The organism is Kitasatospora sp. NPDC059817 (assembly GCF_042731835.1).
Lineage (GTDB): Bacteria > Actinomycetota > Actinomycetes > Streptomycetales > Streptomycetaceae > Kitasatospora.
In genome coordinates this window covers 7,140-23,322 of the sequence record NZ_JBHWIR010000123.1, presented here as the reverse complement: position 1 = coordinate 23,322, position 16,183 = coordinate 7,140, and the positions used below count along the sequence as shown (strand labels likewise).

General features: G+C 74.3%; 13 protein-coding genes. 8 read left to right on the top strand and 5 right to left on the bottom strand.

Going from position 1 to position 16,183, the window contains the following annotated elements:
* Positions 1 to 281: 281 nt before the first annotated feature.
* From ACFV61_RS24230 to ACFV61_RS24220, 3 genes are all read left to right on the top strand, one after another.
* Positions 282 to 1,625, top strand: a complete 1,344-nt coding sequence (locus ACFV61_RS24230) for a hemolysin family protein (RefSeq protein ID WP_363369697.1) — start codon at positions 282 to 284, stop codon at positions 1,623 to 1,625.
* Positions 1,622 to 2,668, top strand: a complete 1,047-nt coding sequence (locus ACFV61_RS24225; RefSeq protein WP_063346468.1) for a hemolysin family protein — start codon at positions 1,622 to 1,624, stop codon at positions 2,666 to 2,668. The genes ACFV61_RS24230 and ACFV61_RS24225 overlap by 4 nt, the downstream gene beginning before the upstream one ends.
* Before the next feature lie 98 nt (positions 2,669 to 2,766).
* Positions 2,767 to 3,753, top strand: a complete 987-nt coding sequence (locus ACFV61_RS24220) for an NAD-dependent epimerase/dehydratase family protein (protein WP_380493836.1) — start codon at positions 2,767 to 2,769, stop codon at positions 3,751 to 3,753.
* Between the two features lie 26 nt (positions 3,754 to 3,779).
* On the opposite strand, the gene ACFV61_RS24215 is transcribed toward ACFV61_RS24220, so the two are convergent.
* Together ACFV61_RS24215 and ACFV61_RS24210 are read right to left on the bottom strand one after the other, a co-directional pair.
* Positions 3,780 to 5,756, bottom strand: coding sequence for an AAA family ATPase (locus ACFV61_RS24215; RefSeq protein WP_380493838.1), 1,977 nt, complete (start codon positions 5,754 to 5,756; stop codon positions 3,780 to 3,782).
* A 407-nt stretch (positions 5,757 to 6,163) separates the two neighbouring features.
* A complete protein-coding gene (locus ACFV61_RS24210) occupies positions 6,164 to 6,796 on the bottom strand; it encodes a uridine kinase (RefSeq protein ID WP_380493834.1) in 633 nt (210 codons plus the stop codon).
* 209 nt (positions 6,797 to 7,005) lie between these two features.
* On the opposite strand from ACFV61_RS24210, the gene ACFV61_RS24205 reads away from it, so the two are divergent.
* Positions 7,006 to 8,169 carry an acyl-CoA dehydrogenase family protein gene (locus ACFV61_RS24205; protein WP_380493832.1) on the top strand — a complete coding sequence of 388 codons (1,164 nt, stop codon included), beginning with the start codon at positions 7,006 to 7,008 and terminating at the stop codon, positions 8,167 to 8,169.
* 99 nt (positions 8,170 to 8,268) lie between these two features.
* Here ACFV61_RS24205 and ACFV61_RS24200 read toward each other — a convergent pair whose 3' ends face one another.
* The gene (locus ACFV61_RS24200) at positions 8,269 to 8,739 is read right to left on the bottom strand and encodes a hypothetical protein (RefSeq protein WP_208869051.1); all 471 of its coding nucleotides are present in this window, start codon (positions 8,737 to 8,739) and stop codon (positions 8,269 to 8,271) included.
* A gap of 229 nt (positions 8,740 to 8,968) precedes the next feature.
* Between ACFV61_RS24200 and ACFV61_RS24195 the strand changes: the two genes are divergently transcribed.
* The 4 genes from ACFV61_RS24195 to fxsA all read left to right on the top strand — a co-directional run bounded on the left by ACFV61_RS24195 (position 8,969) and on the right by fxsA (position 13,627).
* Positions 8,969 to 9,409 carry an Lrp/AsnC family transcriptional regulator gene (locus ACFV61_RS24195; RefSeq protein WP_045694655.1) on the top strand — a complete coding sequence of 147 codons (441 nt, stop codon included), beginning with the start codon at positions 8,969 to 8,971 and terminating at the stop codon, positions 9,407 to 9,409.
* 31 nt (positions 9,410 to 9,440) lie between these two features.
* On the top strand, positions 9,441 to 11,054 hold the full coding sequence (locus tag ACFV61_RS24190) for an amidohydrolase (RefSeq protein ID WP_380493830.1): 1,614 nt from the start codon (positions 9,441 to 9,443) through the stop codon (positions 11,052 to 11,054).
* Positions 11,055 to 11,352: 298 nt separating this feature from the next.
* On the top strand, positions 11,353 to 12,993 hold the full coding sequence (gene lnt, locus ACFV61_RS24185; protein ID WP_380493828.1) for an apolipoprotein N-acyltransferase: 1,641 nt from the start codon (positions 11,353 to 11,355) through the stop codon (positions 12,991 to 12,993).
* A 55-nt stretch (positions 12,994 to 13,048) separates the two neighbouring features.
* On the top strand, positions 13,049 to 13,627 hold the full coding sequence (fxsA, locus tag ACFV61_RS24180) for an FxsA family membrane protein (RefSeq protein WP_063346461.1): 579 nt from the start codon (positions 13,049 to 13,051) through the stop codon (positions 13,625 to 13,627).
* 111 nt (positions 13,628 to 13,738) lie between these two features.
* Here the strand turns inward: fxsA and ACFV61_RS24175 are convergent, their stop codons facing one another.
* Both ACFV61_RS24175 and ACFV61_RS24170 read right to left on the bottom strand, forming a co-directional pair.
* Entirely contained in the window at positions 13,739 to 14,113 is a 375-nt protein-coding gene (locus ACFV61_RS24175; protein WP_030306127.1) for an RNA polymerase-binding protein RbpA, read from the bottom strand.
* 275 nt (positions 14,114 to 14,388) lie between these two features.
* Positions 14,389 to 16,005 (bottom strand): hypothetical protein, encoded by a 1,617-nt coding sequence (locus ACFV61_RS24170; RefSeq protein ID WP_380493826.1) that lies wholly within the window; start codon positions 16,003 to 16,005, stop codon positions 14,389 to 14,391.
* Positions 16,006 to 16,183: the final 178 nt, after the last annotated feature.

Sequence of the window (16,183 nt, the reverse complement as noted above, 5' to 3'; positions counted from 1 at the left end):
CCACCCGCGATACCTTGGGGTCTGGGGGGTTCGGTGTGTTTTATACGCCCCCCCCCCCCCCCACCCCCCGCGGGGCCCGGCGGGGCGTGCCAACCCGCGCCCCGGGGGCTCCGAACACTCTTCCTACCATCGTCCGGCTATGGTCTACGCTGGTAAAAGCAGGGCAAAACTTCCGTCCTGCCCGAAAGACGACTTGAGGAGTGACTTCCCCCCTCGATGGACGATCCGTCCGGTAGTACCTGCGCCGCCCACCTTCCTGTCAGCGGAAGGCAGGCGGCACTGTGATCACCGCCTGGCTGCTGTTGCTCGCAGCCCTCCTGCTGATCCTCGCCAACGGCCTGTTCGTGGCCGCCGAGTTCGCCTTCGTGACCGTCGAGCGCGGGGCGGTCGAACGCTCCGCCGGGGCCGGCGACGCCAAGTCCGCCCGCGTCTCCCGGGCCCTGCGGCACCTCTCGTTCGAACTCTCCGGTGCCCAGCTCGGCATCACCGTCACCTCGCTGGTGGTCGGCATGCTCGCCGAGCCGGCGCTGTCCACCCTGCTCAGCCCCGTCATGACCGGGATCGGCGTGCCCGAGTCGGCCGCCCGCGGCGTCGCCGTGGTCGTCGGCATGGTGCTCGCCACCGTGGTGCAGATGGTGATCGGCGAGCTGGTCCCGAAGAACTGGGCGATCTCCCGCCCGCTCCAGGTGGCCCGCGCGGTCGCCGCCCCGCACATGGCCTTCTCCTTCGCCTGCCGCCCGCTGATCAGCTTCCTCAACGGGGCGGCCGACCGGACGGTCCGCGCCTTCGGCGTCGAGCCGCAGGAGGAGCTGGACCACGCCCGGACCCCGGCCGAACTGGTCTCGCTGGCCCGCCACTCGGCCAAGGCCGGCGCGATAGACGAGGAGTCGGCGACCCTGTTCGTCCGCACCCTGGGCCTGGGCGAGCTGACCGCCGAGTCCGTGATGACCCCGCGGATCGACGTCGCCTCCCTCCAGAGCGACGCCACCGCCTCCGACGTGATCAACCTGACCCGGGCCACCGGCCTGTCCCGCTTCCCGGTCTACACCCACAGCCTGGACGAGGTCACCGGCATCGTGACCCTCAAGGACGCCCTCGCCGTCCCGGCCGCCCGGCGCGGCCTGGTCCGGGTGGGCGAGCTCACCTCGCCGCCGCTGCTGGTGCCCGAGACCCTGCCCGCCGAGCGGCTGCTCGACCAGCTGCGCCGCCTCCAGCCGATGGCCATCGTGGTCGACGAGTACGGCGGCACCGCCGGCGTCGTCACCGTCGAGGACATCGTCGAGGAGATCGTCGGCGAGGTGCAGGACGAGCACGACCCCGCCGACCGCCCCGAGCTGCTCCCGCTGCCCCCGGTGAACGGCCTGCCTGCCTGGGAGGCCGAGGGCCGCGCCCGGATCGACCAGCTGGAGGCGATCGGCCTGATCGCCCCGGACGGCCCGTACGAGACGCTGGCCGGCCTGGTCGCCGACCTGCTCGGCAAGCTGCCCGAGGTCGGCGAGCAGGCGGAGCTGCCGGGCTGGCGCTTCACCGTGACGGGTGTCGACCGGCACCGCACCAGCCAGGTCCGGGTCGAGCGCACCAGCGCGCCGGCCTCCTTCGGAGACGATCAGGAGAACGCCCGATGACCGCGCTCCAACTGGCCGTCGCCGTCCTGCTCCTGCTCGGGAACGCCTTCTTCGTCGGCGCCGAGTTCGCCGTCGTCTCGGTGCGCCGCAGCCAGATCGAGCCGCTCGCCGAGGCCGGCCACAAGCGTGCCCGCACCGTGCTGCACGCGCTGTCCAACGTGTCCGCGATGCTGGCCGCCGCCCAGCTCGGCATCACCGTCTGCTCGCTGGGCCTCGGCGCCCTGGCCGAGCCGACCATCGCCAGTCTGCTGGAGGGCCCGTTCCACGCGATCGGCGTCCCGTCCGGTCTGATGCACCCGCTCTCGTACGGCATCTCGCTGGCCGTCGTGGTCTTCCTGCACATGGTGATCGGCGAGATGGTGCCCAAGAACATGGCCATGGCGGGCCCGGAGAAGGCCGCGCTCTGGCTCGGCCCGCCGCTGGACCGGCTGGCCCGCTGGCTGGCCCCGGTGATCAGCCTGCTGAACGCCATCGCCAACGGTGTGCTGCGGCTGTTCCGGGTCGAGTCCAAGGACGAGGTCGAGTCGGTGTTCACCACCGAGCAGCTGATGTACCTGCTGGTCGACTCCCGGGACGCCGGCCTGCTCGACGAGGGCCGCCAGGAGCGTCTGGAGGACGCCTTGGAGCTGGGCCACCGCCCGGTCACCGAGGTGCTGCTCAAGCCCGAGCAGCTCGTCACCGTGGACACCAAGGTGACCGCCGCGGAGGTCGAGGAGCTCGCCCTGCGCACCGGCTTCTCGCGCTTCCCGGTCACCGACGGCGACCCGGCCGGCCACGGCTACCTGGGCTACCTGCACCTCAAGGACATCCTCGACGTGGAGGACCCGTCCGCGCCCGTCCCGGCCCGGCTGTGGCGTCCGATCACGGTGCTGCGCGGCAGCCTCCCGCTGGACGACGCGCTCGGCGCGATGCGCCGGGCGACCTGCCACCTGGCCGCCGTGCTGGACCAGGACGGCCGCACGCTCGGTGTGGTCATGCTGGAGGACGTGCTGGAGGAACTGGTCGGCGAGATGCACGACCCGGACCACCGCTCCGCCGCCTGAGGTTCCCCCTTTCGCTGACGGCGTGTCCGCTGCGGGCGATTCTGCTCTCAGCGTGCAGCCGTTCCCATGCCGACCACCCTGGGCGCAGGGTGGTCGGCATGAGGCTTCTCCTGCTGGGTGGAACGAATTTCGTCGGACGGGTCGTCGCCGAGGAGGCGCTGGCCAGGGGGTGGGAGGTGACGGCCCTCAACCGCGGTACGCAGCCCGCGCCCGCGGGCGTGACCGCACTGCTGGGCGACCGCACCGCCGAGGGCGGGCTGGCGGCGCTGGCCGCGGGGGAGTGGGACGCGGTGGTGGACACCTGGTCCGGAGCCCCGACGGCGGTGCGCGACAGCGCCCGGCTGCTGGCCGGCCGGGTCGGCCACTACGGGTACGTCTCCAGCCGGTCGGTGTACGACTACCCGCTGGCGCGCGGGGCGGACGAGTCGGCGAAGGTGGTCGGGTCGTCCCCGGACGCCGAGGGCGAGGTGCCCTACGCCGAGGCCAAGCGCGGGGCCGAACTGGCCCTGGAGGCGGAGTTCGGCGGGCGGGCCCTGCTCGCCCGGGCCGGGCTGATCCTCGGCCCGCACGAGAACATCGGCCGGCTGCCCTGGTGGCTGAACCGGATCGCCCGGGGCGGCCCGGTGCTCGCCCCCGGCCCGTACGACCTGCCGCTGCAGTACATCGACGTCCGCGACCTCGCGGGCTGGCTGCTGGACGCGGCGGCGGCCCGGCTCGGCGGCGCGTGCAACGTGGTCAGCCCGGCGGGCCACACCACGATGGGCGAGCTGCTGGAGGCCTGCGTGCGGGTCACCGGCTCGGACGCGGACCTGCGCTGGACCGACCCCGAGCGCATCCTGGCGGCCGGCGTCGAGCCCTGGACGGAGCTGCCGATCTGGCTGGCGCCCGGCGAGCTGAACGACTTCCTGCACGGCGCGTCCGTGGACCGGGCGGTCGCCGCCGGGCTGCGCTGCCGGCCGGTGGGCGAGACGGTCGAGGACACCTGGGCCTGGCTGCGGTCGATCGGCGGCGTCGCCCCGCAGCGCGCCGACCGGCCGAAGGTCGGCCTCGACCCCGAGCGCGAGGCCGAGCTGCTCCGGGGCTGACCCGGCGCGATCCCGGGGAGCTGGTCTCAGCCGCGGCCGTCGATCAGTTCCCCGTAGGCCTGGACGAGGTCGGGCAGGCGCAGCGTCGCCAGGTCCTCGCGGCCCGGCGGCTCGCGCAGCAGCGAGAGCCGCAGGTCCCGGTAGGCGCAGGACTTCTCGTACAGGGTGCGGATGAACCGGCCGTTCCCGAGTTCGTCGATCCAGCCCTCGCGGACCACGTGGGTGCAGATGCTGGCCAGTTCCTCGGCCGCGTCCTCGTCCCAGCCGTCGCCGTCCCGGCCGGCCAGCGCGGCGCCGATCGCGGTCAGCTCGTTCGGGCGGTAGCTGGGGAAGTCGACCCGGGTGGTGAAGCGGGAGTTGAGGCCGGGGTTGGTGGCGAGCAGCCGGTTCATGCCCTCGGGATAGCCGGCCAGGATCACCACCAGGCGGTCGCGGTTGTCCTCGGCGCGTTTCAGCAGCACCTGGAGGGCCTCGTCGCCGTAGGCGTCGCCCTTGGTGTAGCCGGAGTTGGAGAGGCTGTACGCCTCGTCGATGAACAGCACGCCGTCCAGTGCCGAGTCGATCAGCTCGTTCGCCTTGACCGCGGTCTGGCCGAGGAACTCGCCGACCAGGTCGGCCCGTTGGGCCTCCACGAGGTGGTCGCCGGAGAGCAGTCCGAGGGCGTGGAAGACCCGGCCGAGGATCCGGGCGACGGTGGTCTTGCCGGTGCCGGAGGGGCCGGAGAAGACGAAGTGGCGCTTGGGCGGCTGGACCGGCAGGCCCTGCGCGGCCCGGAGTCTGGACATCCGCAGCTGCGCCGACAGCGCCCGCACCTGGCGCTTGACCGGCTCCAGGCCCACCATCAGCGAGAGTTCCGCCAGCGCCGCGTCCAACTCGCGCTCGTCGTCGACCGGTTGGGCGGCGGGCAGCGGCGCGGTGCGGGGTTGGGCCTCGGCGCGGACCGGCGCCGGCAGCGGGGCGGCGGAGCCGCCCGGCGAACCCGACCGCTCGCCGGCCGCCTGCGGGGCCGGGCCGGCCGTGGAGCCGTCGCCCGGGCCGGGCCCCGTGAGGAACCCGACCCCCTCGACGAATCCGACCCCGCCGGTGTACCCGGCGCCCTCGGTGAACCCGGCGCTCTCGGTGAACCCGGGGGCCGCGTCGCCGAAGCCCCCCGCCGTGGCGTACCCGGCCCCGTCCTGGAAGTCCGCCTCGTCCGTCCCGTCCATCTCGTCCGGCTCGGTGCCCTCGTACCCGGCCACCCGCCCGCCCGCCGGCAGGCCGCCGTCCAGCAGGGCGTCCGGCAGGTCGTCCGCCAACCCGTCCTCCGCCGCGATCGCGGCCAGCCGCGCGGCGGTGTCCATGAACACCGGATCGGCCCGGTGCACCGCCCGGTAGAGCGGCAGCGCGGCCGCACTGCGCCCGGCCCCCTCGTACGCCCGGGCCAGCCAGTACCGCAGTTCCTTGCGCTGGGGCTGCTCGGAGCGGCAGCGGGCCAGCGAGGCGGCCAGCGGCGCCTGCGCCTGGGCGCACATGTCCAGTCGGACCCGCGCCATGCCGGCGAACAGCCCGGCCTCGATGCCGAGCAGCGGGTCGTCCAGCAGCCGGTCGGTGTCCCGGATCAGCTGCTCCCAGTCCTTGAGCAGATAGGACCGGCAGGCGTACAGGAACTGGGCGGACGGGTCCTCGCTGGGCGCCGGGCACTGTTCCAGCGCCCGGTCCAGCTCGGCCAGGTGGCGGCCGTCCAGCCAGTGCGAGGCGTGCGCCAGCGCCAGGTCGCGGGCGTCCTCCAGGACGGGCTGCACCCACCAGCCCAGCCAGTACCAGGAACTGAGCGGGCGGCGGTGGCGCCGCCGCTGCTCGCCGAACCGCTTCTGGTTGCGGTACATGGCCAGCAGCGCCGCCGAGGTGTCACTGCGCAGCGCGTGCAGGCCGAGCCAGGCGTCGGCCATGCCCGGGTCCAGCCGGACGGCCGCGCGGAACTCCTCCTCGGCACGGGCGTACGCGCCCGCCGTGTACGCGTCCATGGCACGCAGCCACGCGCGTTCGGCGAGCCGGTCCGGGCCGCCCGCGTTGCTGTCCGAACTGTCCACCGTCGTCACTCACGCCCCCCGCGGCTTGGCCCGGGGCTCGGTGGCAGGTCGCCTGCGTGCAGCCGGGCCGGTGGTCGAAAGCCCCCGGGCGCATCTGCGCCTGCGAGGAATCGTACCGGCGTGGCGCTGATCCGGAAGGGCGCCCACGGAGTCAAATGCGATCGTGTGAGCGGTCGTTGAGCGGGTGGGGGCCTGGACCGGCGGCGGGGGAGCGCGATTCGGAAAGGACCGGACGGCGCCCCCGGCTCACGGGGGAACAAGTCGGGGACGCCGGGTCCGAGGCGGCCGGAACATTCCGTTCCGGCGGCTGAGGAGAACCTAAATCCTGGTGACAGTGCAGGTCAAGGGCTTGTTGAAGGTTCACCCACGGTGCCCGGTGTGATTCGTCCGGTCACCCCGTCGACCCGCGTCCCGGCGAACGGACGGCTCGGATCCGCGGCGAAATGCGCCGATTCGGCCCGCGCCCAGCCGGCCCAGAACTCGGCCAGATCCGGCCCGTCCCGCTGCTCGCCGCGCCGCCGGGCCGAGGCGGCGTCCAACTCCAGCCAGATCACCCGGGCCAGCCACGGCCGCACCGCCCGCCGCCCGGCGCCGACACCCTCCACCAGCACCACCGGGGCGACCGGCACCGCGGCGGTGCCCGCGAAGCGGCGCAGCGTCCAGTCGTACACCCGGTACGCACCGTCCCGGCCGGCCGCCAGCGGCTCCAGCACCTGTTCGCGCAACCGCCCGGTCCAGCCGAAGGGCTCGGCGTGGGTGGCCAGGTCGTCGAGGTGGACCACCGGCGCCCCGCCGAGCGCCGCCGCCAGCCGCCCGGCGAAGGTCGTCTTGCCCGAGCCCGCGTGCCCGTCCACCGCGACCAGCCGCACCGGCCCACAGGAGGGCGGCAGCGCGCGCAGCTCCGCCGCGAGCGAGGCCACCGCGTCGCCGGGAACGGGCGAAAGGGCGGGGGCGAGGGGTCGGGAAGCAGCCACAACGGCAACCCTACGGTGCCGTAGCCCACCAGTCCGTCCAGTTACTCCTGGGTGATCGTGACGGCGGCGCGGGTTTCCGGCATACTCGCATCGCCATGCCTGTGAACGGCCGTTCACCGTAATCCGGTGCCGGTCGGGCCGACCTGCCACACCCGCGCCGGACCAGCCACACCACGCTCCGGTGCCCGATCGAGGAGGCGACCGCCGCCATGACCCCGTCCCCAGTGAAAGCCGTGGAGCGCCAGCTGCCCAGCGAGGAGGCCCACGAGCTGCTGAGCCTCACCCGGGACCTGGTCCAGCGCGAGCTGCAGCCCCGCGCGGCCGAGGACGAGGCCGCCGACCGCTTCCCGCGAGAGGTCTTCCGCACCCTCGGCGAGGCCGGCCTGCTCTCCCTCCCCTACGACGAGAAGTACGGCGGCGGCGGGCAGCCCTACGAGGTGTACCTGCAGGTGCTGGAGGAGCTGGCGGCCGGCTGGCTGGCCGTCGGCCTCGGGGTGAGCGTGCACACCCTCTCCTGCCACGCGCTGGCCGGCTTCGGCACCGAGGAGCAGCGCGGCCGGTGGCTGCCCGGAATGCTCTCCGGCGAGCAGCTCGGCGCCTACTGCCTCTCCGAACCGCAGTCCGGCTCGGACGCGGCCGCGCTGCGCACCCGCGCCGACCTCGACGGCGACGCGTACGTGGTGAACGGCACCAAGGCGTGGATCACCCACGGCGGCCGGGCGGACTTCTACAGCGCCCTGGTGCGCACCGGCGACGAGGGCTCCAAGGGCATCAGCTGCCTGCTCGTCCCGGGCGACGCACAGGGCCTGTCGGCCGCTCCGCCGGAGCACAAGATGGGCATGCGCTCCTCGCCGACCGCGCAGCTGCACTTCGACGGCGCCCGGGTCGCCCGCGACCGGCTGATCGGCGAGGAGGGCCAGGGCTTCCAGATCGCGCTCGCCGCACTGGACTCCGGCCGCCTCGGCATCGCCGCCTGCGCGGTCGGCGTCGCCCAGGCCGCGCTCGACCTCGCGGTCGACTACGCGCGCACCCGCCGCCAGTTCGGCCGCCCGATCGCCGAGTTCCAGGGCCTGTCCTTCATGCTCGCCGACATGGCCACCCAGATCGAGGCCGGGCGGGCGCTCTACCTGTCCGCCGCCCGGCTGCGGGACGCGGGCCTGCCGTTCTCCAAGGAGGCGGCGATGGCCAAGCTGTTCTGCACCGACGCCGTGATGCGGGTGACCACCGACGCGGTCCAGGTGCTCGGCGGCTACGGCTACACGCAGGACTTCCCGGCCGAGCGCTACATGCGCGAGGCGAAGGTGCTGCAGATCGTCGAGGGCACCAACCAGATCCAGCGCCTGGTGATCGGCCGCCACCTCACCAAGGGCTGATCCCCCCCACAAACGGCCTCCGGCCGTCACTCCAGGGTGCGGAGTGACGGCCGGAGGCGTCTTCGTCTCTGCGTCAACCCGCCTGCCCGGGCTGGCGGGTCAGCGCCGGACCAGGCGGCGGCGCTGCTCGGGGATGGCCGAGATGACGGGGACGGCCGGGGCGACGACGGCGGTCCGCGTCGGCCGGTGCGCCACCGCGTGCGAGAACGGCTGGGTGCGCCAGTCGAGTTCGGTGGGGAGCCTGAACAGCGCGTCGAGCCCGGCCGGCTGGTCGTCCTCCGGGGTCTCCACCTCGGCGAGGTCGTCGGTCGGCGTGCCCGAACCCGGGCACAGCGCGGGGGCGAAGGGGTTCCAGGCGGTCGGCAGCAGCGCGTGCTGCGGCAGCCGCTCCTCGTCGGCCACCAGGGCGATCGGGCGGCGGCACTCGGGGCAGTGCACCCGGAAGATGTCCCAGGTCTCGGCCTCGCCCGGGTCGATGCCCGGGACGTGGCCGTGATCGACCGCGAGGTCGTCGCGGCCGGTCGTATCGTCGGTCTCGTCGGCGCCCAGGGCACGCTGGTCAGTCGGCATGAGGATCCCCCTCGGATCGGGCCCGGCGTGGTCGCCCGGGGCCACAACCAGCACTTCCCTCCGATTCGGGCTCATAACCCTGCGGTCCGGTGCACCGTGATGCACCGGGTGTGTCCTTGGCCACATCCACTGCCACATTCGCCTGGCATTTGCCCGCGTGACACCTGCGGGCACCCGATGTGACACCGCGTGCGCCCCCCGTGCCCCCGACCGGGTAGGTTTGCGCACTGTGGAGGATCTCGACCAACGCATCGTCCAGCTGCTCCTAGAGGACGGCCGGATGAGCTACACGGACCTGGGCAAGGCCACCGGCCTGTCCACCTCGGCGGTGCACCAGCGGGTGCGCCGCCTCGAACAGCGCGGGGTGATCCGCGGCTACACCGCGATCATCGACCCCGACGCCGTCGACCTGGCGCTGACCGCGTTCATCTCGGTCAAGCCCTTCGACCCCAGCGCCCCGGACGACACCCCCGAACGGCTGGCCGGCCTGCCCGAGATCGAGGCCTGCCACAGCGTCGCCGGCGACGAGAACTACATCCTCAAGGTGCGTGTCGGCGCCCCCGGTGACCTGGAGGACTTGCTCGCCCGCATCCGCAGTGCCGCCGGCGTCTCCACCCGCACCACCGTCGTCCTCTCCACCCCCTACGAAGCGCGACCCCCGAAGCTCTGAGGACGAACCCCGCAGGTGCAGACTTAGCGGCATGACCGAACGCACTTCCCGGACCGTCCTGCTGCGCGGCGGCGCCGTCTACAGCCCCGCCGACCCCTTCGCCACCGCGATGCTCGTCGAGGGCGAGCACATCGCCTGGGTCGGCAGCGACGGCGCCGCCGGGGCGTACGCCGCCGCAGCCGACGAGATCGTCGAGCTGGACGGCGCCCTGGTCACCCCCGCCTTCGTCGACGCCCACGTGCACGCCACCGCCACCGGCCTGGCGCTCACCGGCCTCGACCTCACCGGCAGCCCCTCGCTGGCCGCCGCCCTCGCCGCCGTCACCGCCTTCGTCGACGCCCGCCCCGAGCCCGGCGGGGTGCTCATCGGCCACGGCTGGGACGAGACCGGCTGGCCCGAGGGCCGCCCGCCCACGCTCGCCGAACTCGACGCCGCCGCCCGCGGCGCCGCGCTCTACCTCTCCCGCACCGACGTGCACTCCGCGCTCGCCACCACCGCGCTGCGCAGCCTCGCCCCCGGCCTGGCCGAGCGCCCCGGCCACACCGCCGACGGCCCGCTCACCAAGGACGCCCACCACGCCGTCCGGCGGACCGCGCTCGCCCACCTCACCCCCGAGCAGCGCGGCCGCGCCCAGCGCGCCACCCTCGCCCGCGCCGCCGAACTCGGCATCGGCGCGCTGCACGAGTGCGCCGGCCCGGAGATCTCCTCCGAGGCCGACCTGGCCGCCCTGCTGGCCCTCGCCGCCGAGGGCGAAGGCCCCGAAGTCTTCGGCTACTGGGGCGAGTTGGGCGGCGCCGAGACGGCCCGCCGACTCGGCGCGGTGGGCGCCGGCGGCGACCTCTTCGCGGACGGCGCGCTGGGCTCGCACACCGCCTGCCTGCACACCCCCTACGCCGACGCCGAGCACACCGGCACCGCCTACCTGACCGCCGAGCAGGTCGCCGACCACGTCGCCGCCTGCACCGAGGCCGGGCTCCAGGCCGGCTTCCACGCCATCGGCGACGCGGCCGTGGCCGCCGTCCTGGACGGCGTCCGGGCGGCCGGGGAGCGGGTCGGCGCCGGGCGGGTCCGGGCGCTGCGCCACCGCGTCGAGCACGCCGAGGCGCTGGACGACAAGTCCGTCGCCGCCTTCGCCGAGCTCGGCCTCACCGCCTCCGTCCAGCCCGCCTTCGACGCCGCCTGGGGCGGCCCGGACGGCATGTACGTCCAGCGCCTCGGCGCCGAGCGGGCCGCCAGGCTCAACCCCTTCGCCGCCCTGCTGCGGGCCGGCGTGCCGCTGGCCTTCGGCTCGGACGCCCCGGTCACCCCGCTCGACCCCTGGGGCACCGTCCGCGCGGCCGCCTTCCACCAGACCCTGGACCACCGGATCTCCGTCCGCGCGGCCTTCACCGCGCACACCCGCGGCGGCTGGCGCGCGATCGGCCGCGACCAGGACGGCGTACTCGTGCCCGGCGCCGTCGCCAGCTACGCGATCTGGGCCGCCGACGAACTGGTCGTCCAGGCCCCCGACTCCCGGGTGGCGGGCTGGTCCACCGACCCGCGCTCCGGCACCCCGGGCCTGCCCGACCTCACCCCCGGCCACCCGCTGCCGGCCTGCCTGCGCACCGTCGTCCGCGGCCGCACCGTCCACCTGGCCGCCGGGTAGAGCCGAGCAGGCCCGCATCAACCCAGCTGAAGCGGCGGCCCGGCGGCCGTGGGTCGACCCCAGGACGACCGCCCCGCCGGCTTCACCGACCCCCGCGAGCTGCTCGCCCCGGACTTCCACCCGGAACCCCTGGGCGAGCAGCACAGCGCCTCCGACGGGGCATGTGCGGCAAGCCCACCGGGGCCGTGAGCCGCTGACCCTGCTACCACCCTGACCTCACGCTTCCCTGACCGTCCGGGGTACCTTCTTCGGACAGCGTCCGAACAGCAAGATCCAGGAAGATGGTGCGCCGGTGGCCATGCCCGTCACCCAGGAGCGGCCCGGGGCCGCACCCGAACCGGCGGAGTCGGCGCCCAGGCCCGGCCGGGCCGCCCGCGCCGTCGCCAAGGTCCGGGCGGGCCTTCCCCGCACCGGCCTCGCGGCCCTGGCGGGCTTGCTGCTCGCACTCGCCTTCCCGCCCTTCGACCTGTGGCCGCTGTCGCTGCTCGGCGTCGCCGCGCTGTCCCTGCTCACCCGGGGCCGCACCGTCCGCCAGGCGGCCTGGACGGGCTTCGCCTTCGGCCTGCCGTTCTTCCTGATGCTGCTCAGCTGGCTGCGGGTGGTCGGCTGGGACGCGACGGTCGGCCTGTCGGTCGTGGAGGCGCTGTTCCTGGCCGTCCTCGGCGGCGGCCTGGCCCTCACCGCCCGGCTGCCGGCCTGGCCGCTCTGGGCGGCCTGCCTGTGGATCACCCAGGAGTGGGCGCGCGACCGGCTGCCGTTCGGCGGCTTCCCGTGGGGGCGGCTGGCCTTCGCCAACACCGCGACCCCGTTCACGCCGCTGGCCGCGCTCGGCGGCGCACCGCTGGTGACCTTCGCGGTCGCCCTCTCGGGCGCCCTGCTCGCCGGCGCCGTGCTGCGCCTGCGCGGGCCGCGTAAGACGCCCCGGGCCGCCGCGCTGGCGGGGCTGGGCGCGGTGGCCGCGCTGCTGGCCGGGTACCTGGTGCCGGTGCCGACCGCGCCGGCCGACACCGTCAAGGTCGCCATCGTCCAGGGCAACGTGCCCAACCCGGGCATGGACTTCCTGGGCCGCCCGATGATGGTCCTCAACAACCACGCGGTGGCGACCGAGCGGCTGGCCGCGGACATCGCCGCCGGCAAGGTCGAGCGCCCCGACATCGTGATCTGGCCGGAGAACTCCTCCGACCTGGACCCGTTCAGCGACCCGCTCGCCTACCAGCGCATCGACCAGGCCGTGAAGACGGTCGGCGTGCCCACCCTGGTCGGCACCCTGGTGGACGGCCCGGACGCGCAGCACGTCCAGAACGAGGGCATCGTCTGGGACCCGAAGACCGGCCCCGGCGCCTCCTACACCAAGCAGCACCCCGTCCCGTTCGGCGAGTACGTGCCGTTCCGCGCGCAGCTGATGAAGGTGATCACCCGCCTCCAGCGGGTCGCCCGGGACTTCTACCCCGGCGACCACAACGGCGTCATGCAGCTCGGCCCGGCCCGGATCGGCGACGTGATCTGCTTCGAGGTCGCCTACGACGAGATCGTCCGCGACACCGTGGACAGCGGCGCCCGCGTCCTGGTGGTCCAGACCAACAACGCGACCTATGCCAAGACGGGCCAGCCCGAGCAGCAGCTCGCGATGAGCCGGCTGCGCGCGGTCGAGCACGGCCGGGCCGTGCTGATCGCCGCCACCAGCGGCATCAGCGCGGTGATCGCCCCGGACGGCACGGTCCAGCAGCGCACCGAGGAGCTGACCGCGGCCGAGCTGTCGGCGGTCGTCCCGCTGCGCGACGGCACCACGGTCGCCGACCGGGTCGGCGCCGCGCCGGAGTGGACGCTGGCCCTCGCAGGCCTGCTGGCCTGCGGCGCGGGCGTGCTGGTCGGCCGCCGACGGAAGGCCGGCGCCGGAACACCGGCCGCCGGGGAATCGTTGGACCAGGTGGTGCCGTAGCCGGCCCGGACCTCCCGTGCGGCGCGCAGAGCACTGCTTGGAGTGGATTCGTACCGTGACCCAGCAAGCTACCCCCGCCCGTCCGGCCCCGCGCGGCAAGCTCCGCCGGGTGCTGCCGCTGCTGATCACCGCCTGGCTGGTGCTGGAGATCTGGCTGCTGGTCCAAGTGGGCTCGTGGCTGGGTGGATTCGTCGTCGTGCTGCTGCTCATCGCGGGCGCGCTGATCGGCGGTTCGCTGATCAAGCGGGCCGGGCTGAAGGCGCTGTCCGCGGCGATCGAGCAGAGCAAGGACCCGAAGTCCGAGCAGCCCCAGACCGGCACCAGCCTGACGGTGCTGGCGGGCCTGCTGCTGATCGTCCCGGGCTTCCTGTCGGACCTGGTGGCGCTCACCCTGCTGTTCCCGCCCACCCGGGCGCTCTGGCGGGCCGGTGGCCGTCGGGTGGCCGACAAGGCGCTGCGCAGCACCGTCGCCGCCGGGGCGGACCCGTTCGCGGACGCGATGCGGCTGCAGGAGCAGCTGCGCATCCACCGCCCGGACGGCAAGGTGATCCAGGGCGAGGTGGTGGAGCCAGGCGACGGCCCGCGCGGTCCGCAGGGCCCGGACACCACGTACCGCCCGCCGATCTCGGGCTGACCGCCCCTCCCGTCCCGCGTTCCCGTCCCGGGGACCGCGAGGCGGGAACGCGAAAGGGACCCTGGTGACCAGGGTCCCTTTTCGCGTCCTCCCGCCGTGGCGGGAGCGAGGTCAGGCGCTCTTGCGGGTGTCCCGCGGGTGCACCGCGAGGTTCATTCCGCCGGAGCGGAGCACGGCCAGTCGCTCGGCCAGTACCTCCTCCAGTTCCTCACGGGTCCGGCGCTCCATCAGCATGTCCCAATGGGTACGCGTCGGCTTGACCTTCTTCTCTTCCGGCTCGTCGCCGTCGAGAAGTACCGCCTCCTGGCCACAGAAGCGGCATTCCCAGGCCTGGGGGATCTCCGCCTCGACCGAGAAAGGAACCTCGAATCGGTGTCCGTTCTGACATGCATACTCGACGGTCTGGCGGGGAGCCAGATCGATACCGCGGTCGGTCTCGTAGCTAGTGGCCCCGAGTCGCGTGCCGCGGAGAGCTCGCTCGCTCATGAATCGTGCCTCCCGGGCTTATAGCCCACAGGACTAGTGGTCGCTGTTCTTCGTCGTTCGGTCAACGCTCGGCTTCCGACGAAGATTCCCGTCCCGGGACATGCGTCGTCTGTCGTGCCGCCCCTGTTTGTACCCATCGGCGCCCGATTTGTCACATCTGGCCGTGGATATCACCCTAGGTGTCACCTATTTCACATCTGGTGATCGGTCGGCCTTTCCTGGACGAGCCTACCGGGACGGGATTCGACGAGCGCCGCCGCCCCCGTCCGCCGCGGTCAGGAGATCGGGCGGGAACGGATCATCGGCTCGCCCTTGGCGAGGTCGACCGGGTGGGCCCGGGGGGCCGGATCGGCCGGCAGGGCCGCCGGCGGGCGCTCCGGCCGGGGCGGCAGGTCGGCGGCGGCCTCGGTGCGGGTGTCGCGGTGCGGCAGCAGGGCGATCACCGCGTCCCGCAGCTGGGCCGGGGCCTCCTCGTCCAGCGGGTCGACGGTGGCGGGCACCTGGAGCCGGACGGGGGTGCTGTTGCCGATCCGGGCGTAGCCGCGGCCGGCGGGGGCGTGCGCGGCGGGCACGATGTCCAGCGGCGCGCCGAGCACGGCGTGGCCCTCCTCGGGGCCGGCGGGGCCGAGCAGCACCCGGGCCCGGGTGGTGGAGCGCACGGTCGCGGTGATCCGGCCCCTGGCCTCGATGTCGTCGGCGATCACCACGGTGACGCGGGCGGCGCGGCCGTGCCGCAGCGGCAGCTCCAGCAGGTCCTGCGGGTCCGGGCGGCCCTCGGCGTGGGCGAGCTCGCTCAGCTCGGTCGGGTGGTCCAGGAGCAGCCAGAGCGGACGGGTGGCGTCCTCGGGCGGCGCGGTGCCGGCGTGCCGGGCGGCGTTCAGCGCGGCGAGCCGGCGCTCGGTCTCCTGGGAGGCCCACTCCAGCGCGGCCAGCGCGCCGTGCAGGCTGGTCTCCACGGTGTGCACGCCGGGCCGGTTGACCAGGCAGGCGTGCTCCCCGGTGCCCGCGCCGTCGACCACCACCAGGTCCCCGTACGGGAGCGCCTGGAGCGCGATCGAGCGGATCAGGCTGGAGGTGCCGTAGCCGGTGACGCCGAGTGCCAGCAGGTGCGGCTCGGCCGAGCGCGGGCCGGTGCGCCAGACGACCGGCGGCTGCTGGGCGATCGCGCCGCCCTGGAAGACCGGGATGGTCCGGGCGGTGCCGTCCTCGTCGGTGAAGCCGAGCACGATCTCGCCGGGGGCGGCCACGAAGCGCTGGGCGACGATGTCGGCGGGCAGCGGGGTGAGCGCGGCGATCCGCAGCCGGTTGGACTCCTCGTCCCAGTCGAAGCGGTACTCCCGGGCCCGGCCGGCCTTGCCCTGGACGACCTGCTCGATCCGGGCCCGCGCGCCCGGCTCGGTGTCGGTGAAGTACGCCGGGTAGCCGAGTTCCAGCCGGGAGAGCCGGCCCTCGTCGTCGAACTCCCAGGAGCCGAAGGCGCGCTTGTAGTGGCCCTCGTAGTGGTACAGCGGGTTGGCGTCCTCGGGGCCGCACAGGTACGGCGTGAGCGCCGCGTAGAGCGCGCCGAGCTTGATGTCGGCGATGTCCGGGGCGGGCGGGGCGGGTGCCGGCTTGGGGGCCCGGCCGGTCCAGGCGGAGCTGGCCATCAGGGCGATCAGGGCGAACAGCAGGCCGTGCGGCAGCAGGTAGACGCCGACCAGCATCGCGGCGGAGAGGAACAGCGTCGGGCCGCGGCGCTCCTTCGGGGTGGCGTTCCAGCGGTCCTTGGCCCAGCCCGCGTGGTGGCGCAGTCCGCGGCCGATCACGGAGAGCGGGGCGAACATGTCGGAGGCGTGGTCCCCGGCGGTTCGGGCGATCTCGCGGCCCTTGCTGAGATGGCGTTGGAGCGGCATTCCTTGACTCCCCGGGCGAGTGGGACGGGTCGGGTGGCGGGGGCGGAGCCGGTACGACGGGACCCGGGGCGGTGGGATCCGCGCCCGGGCCCGTGCGGGGGAGTGGCAGCGCCTGGAACGTGGGCCCTGGGCCCCCGCCGGCCCGGCCCGGGCCCCCGGGACAATAAAAAAAAACCAA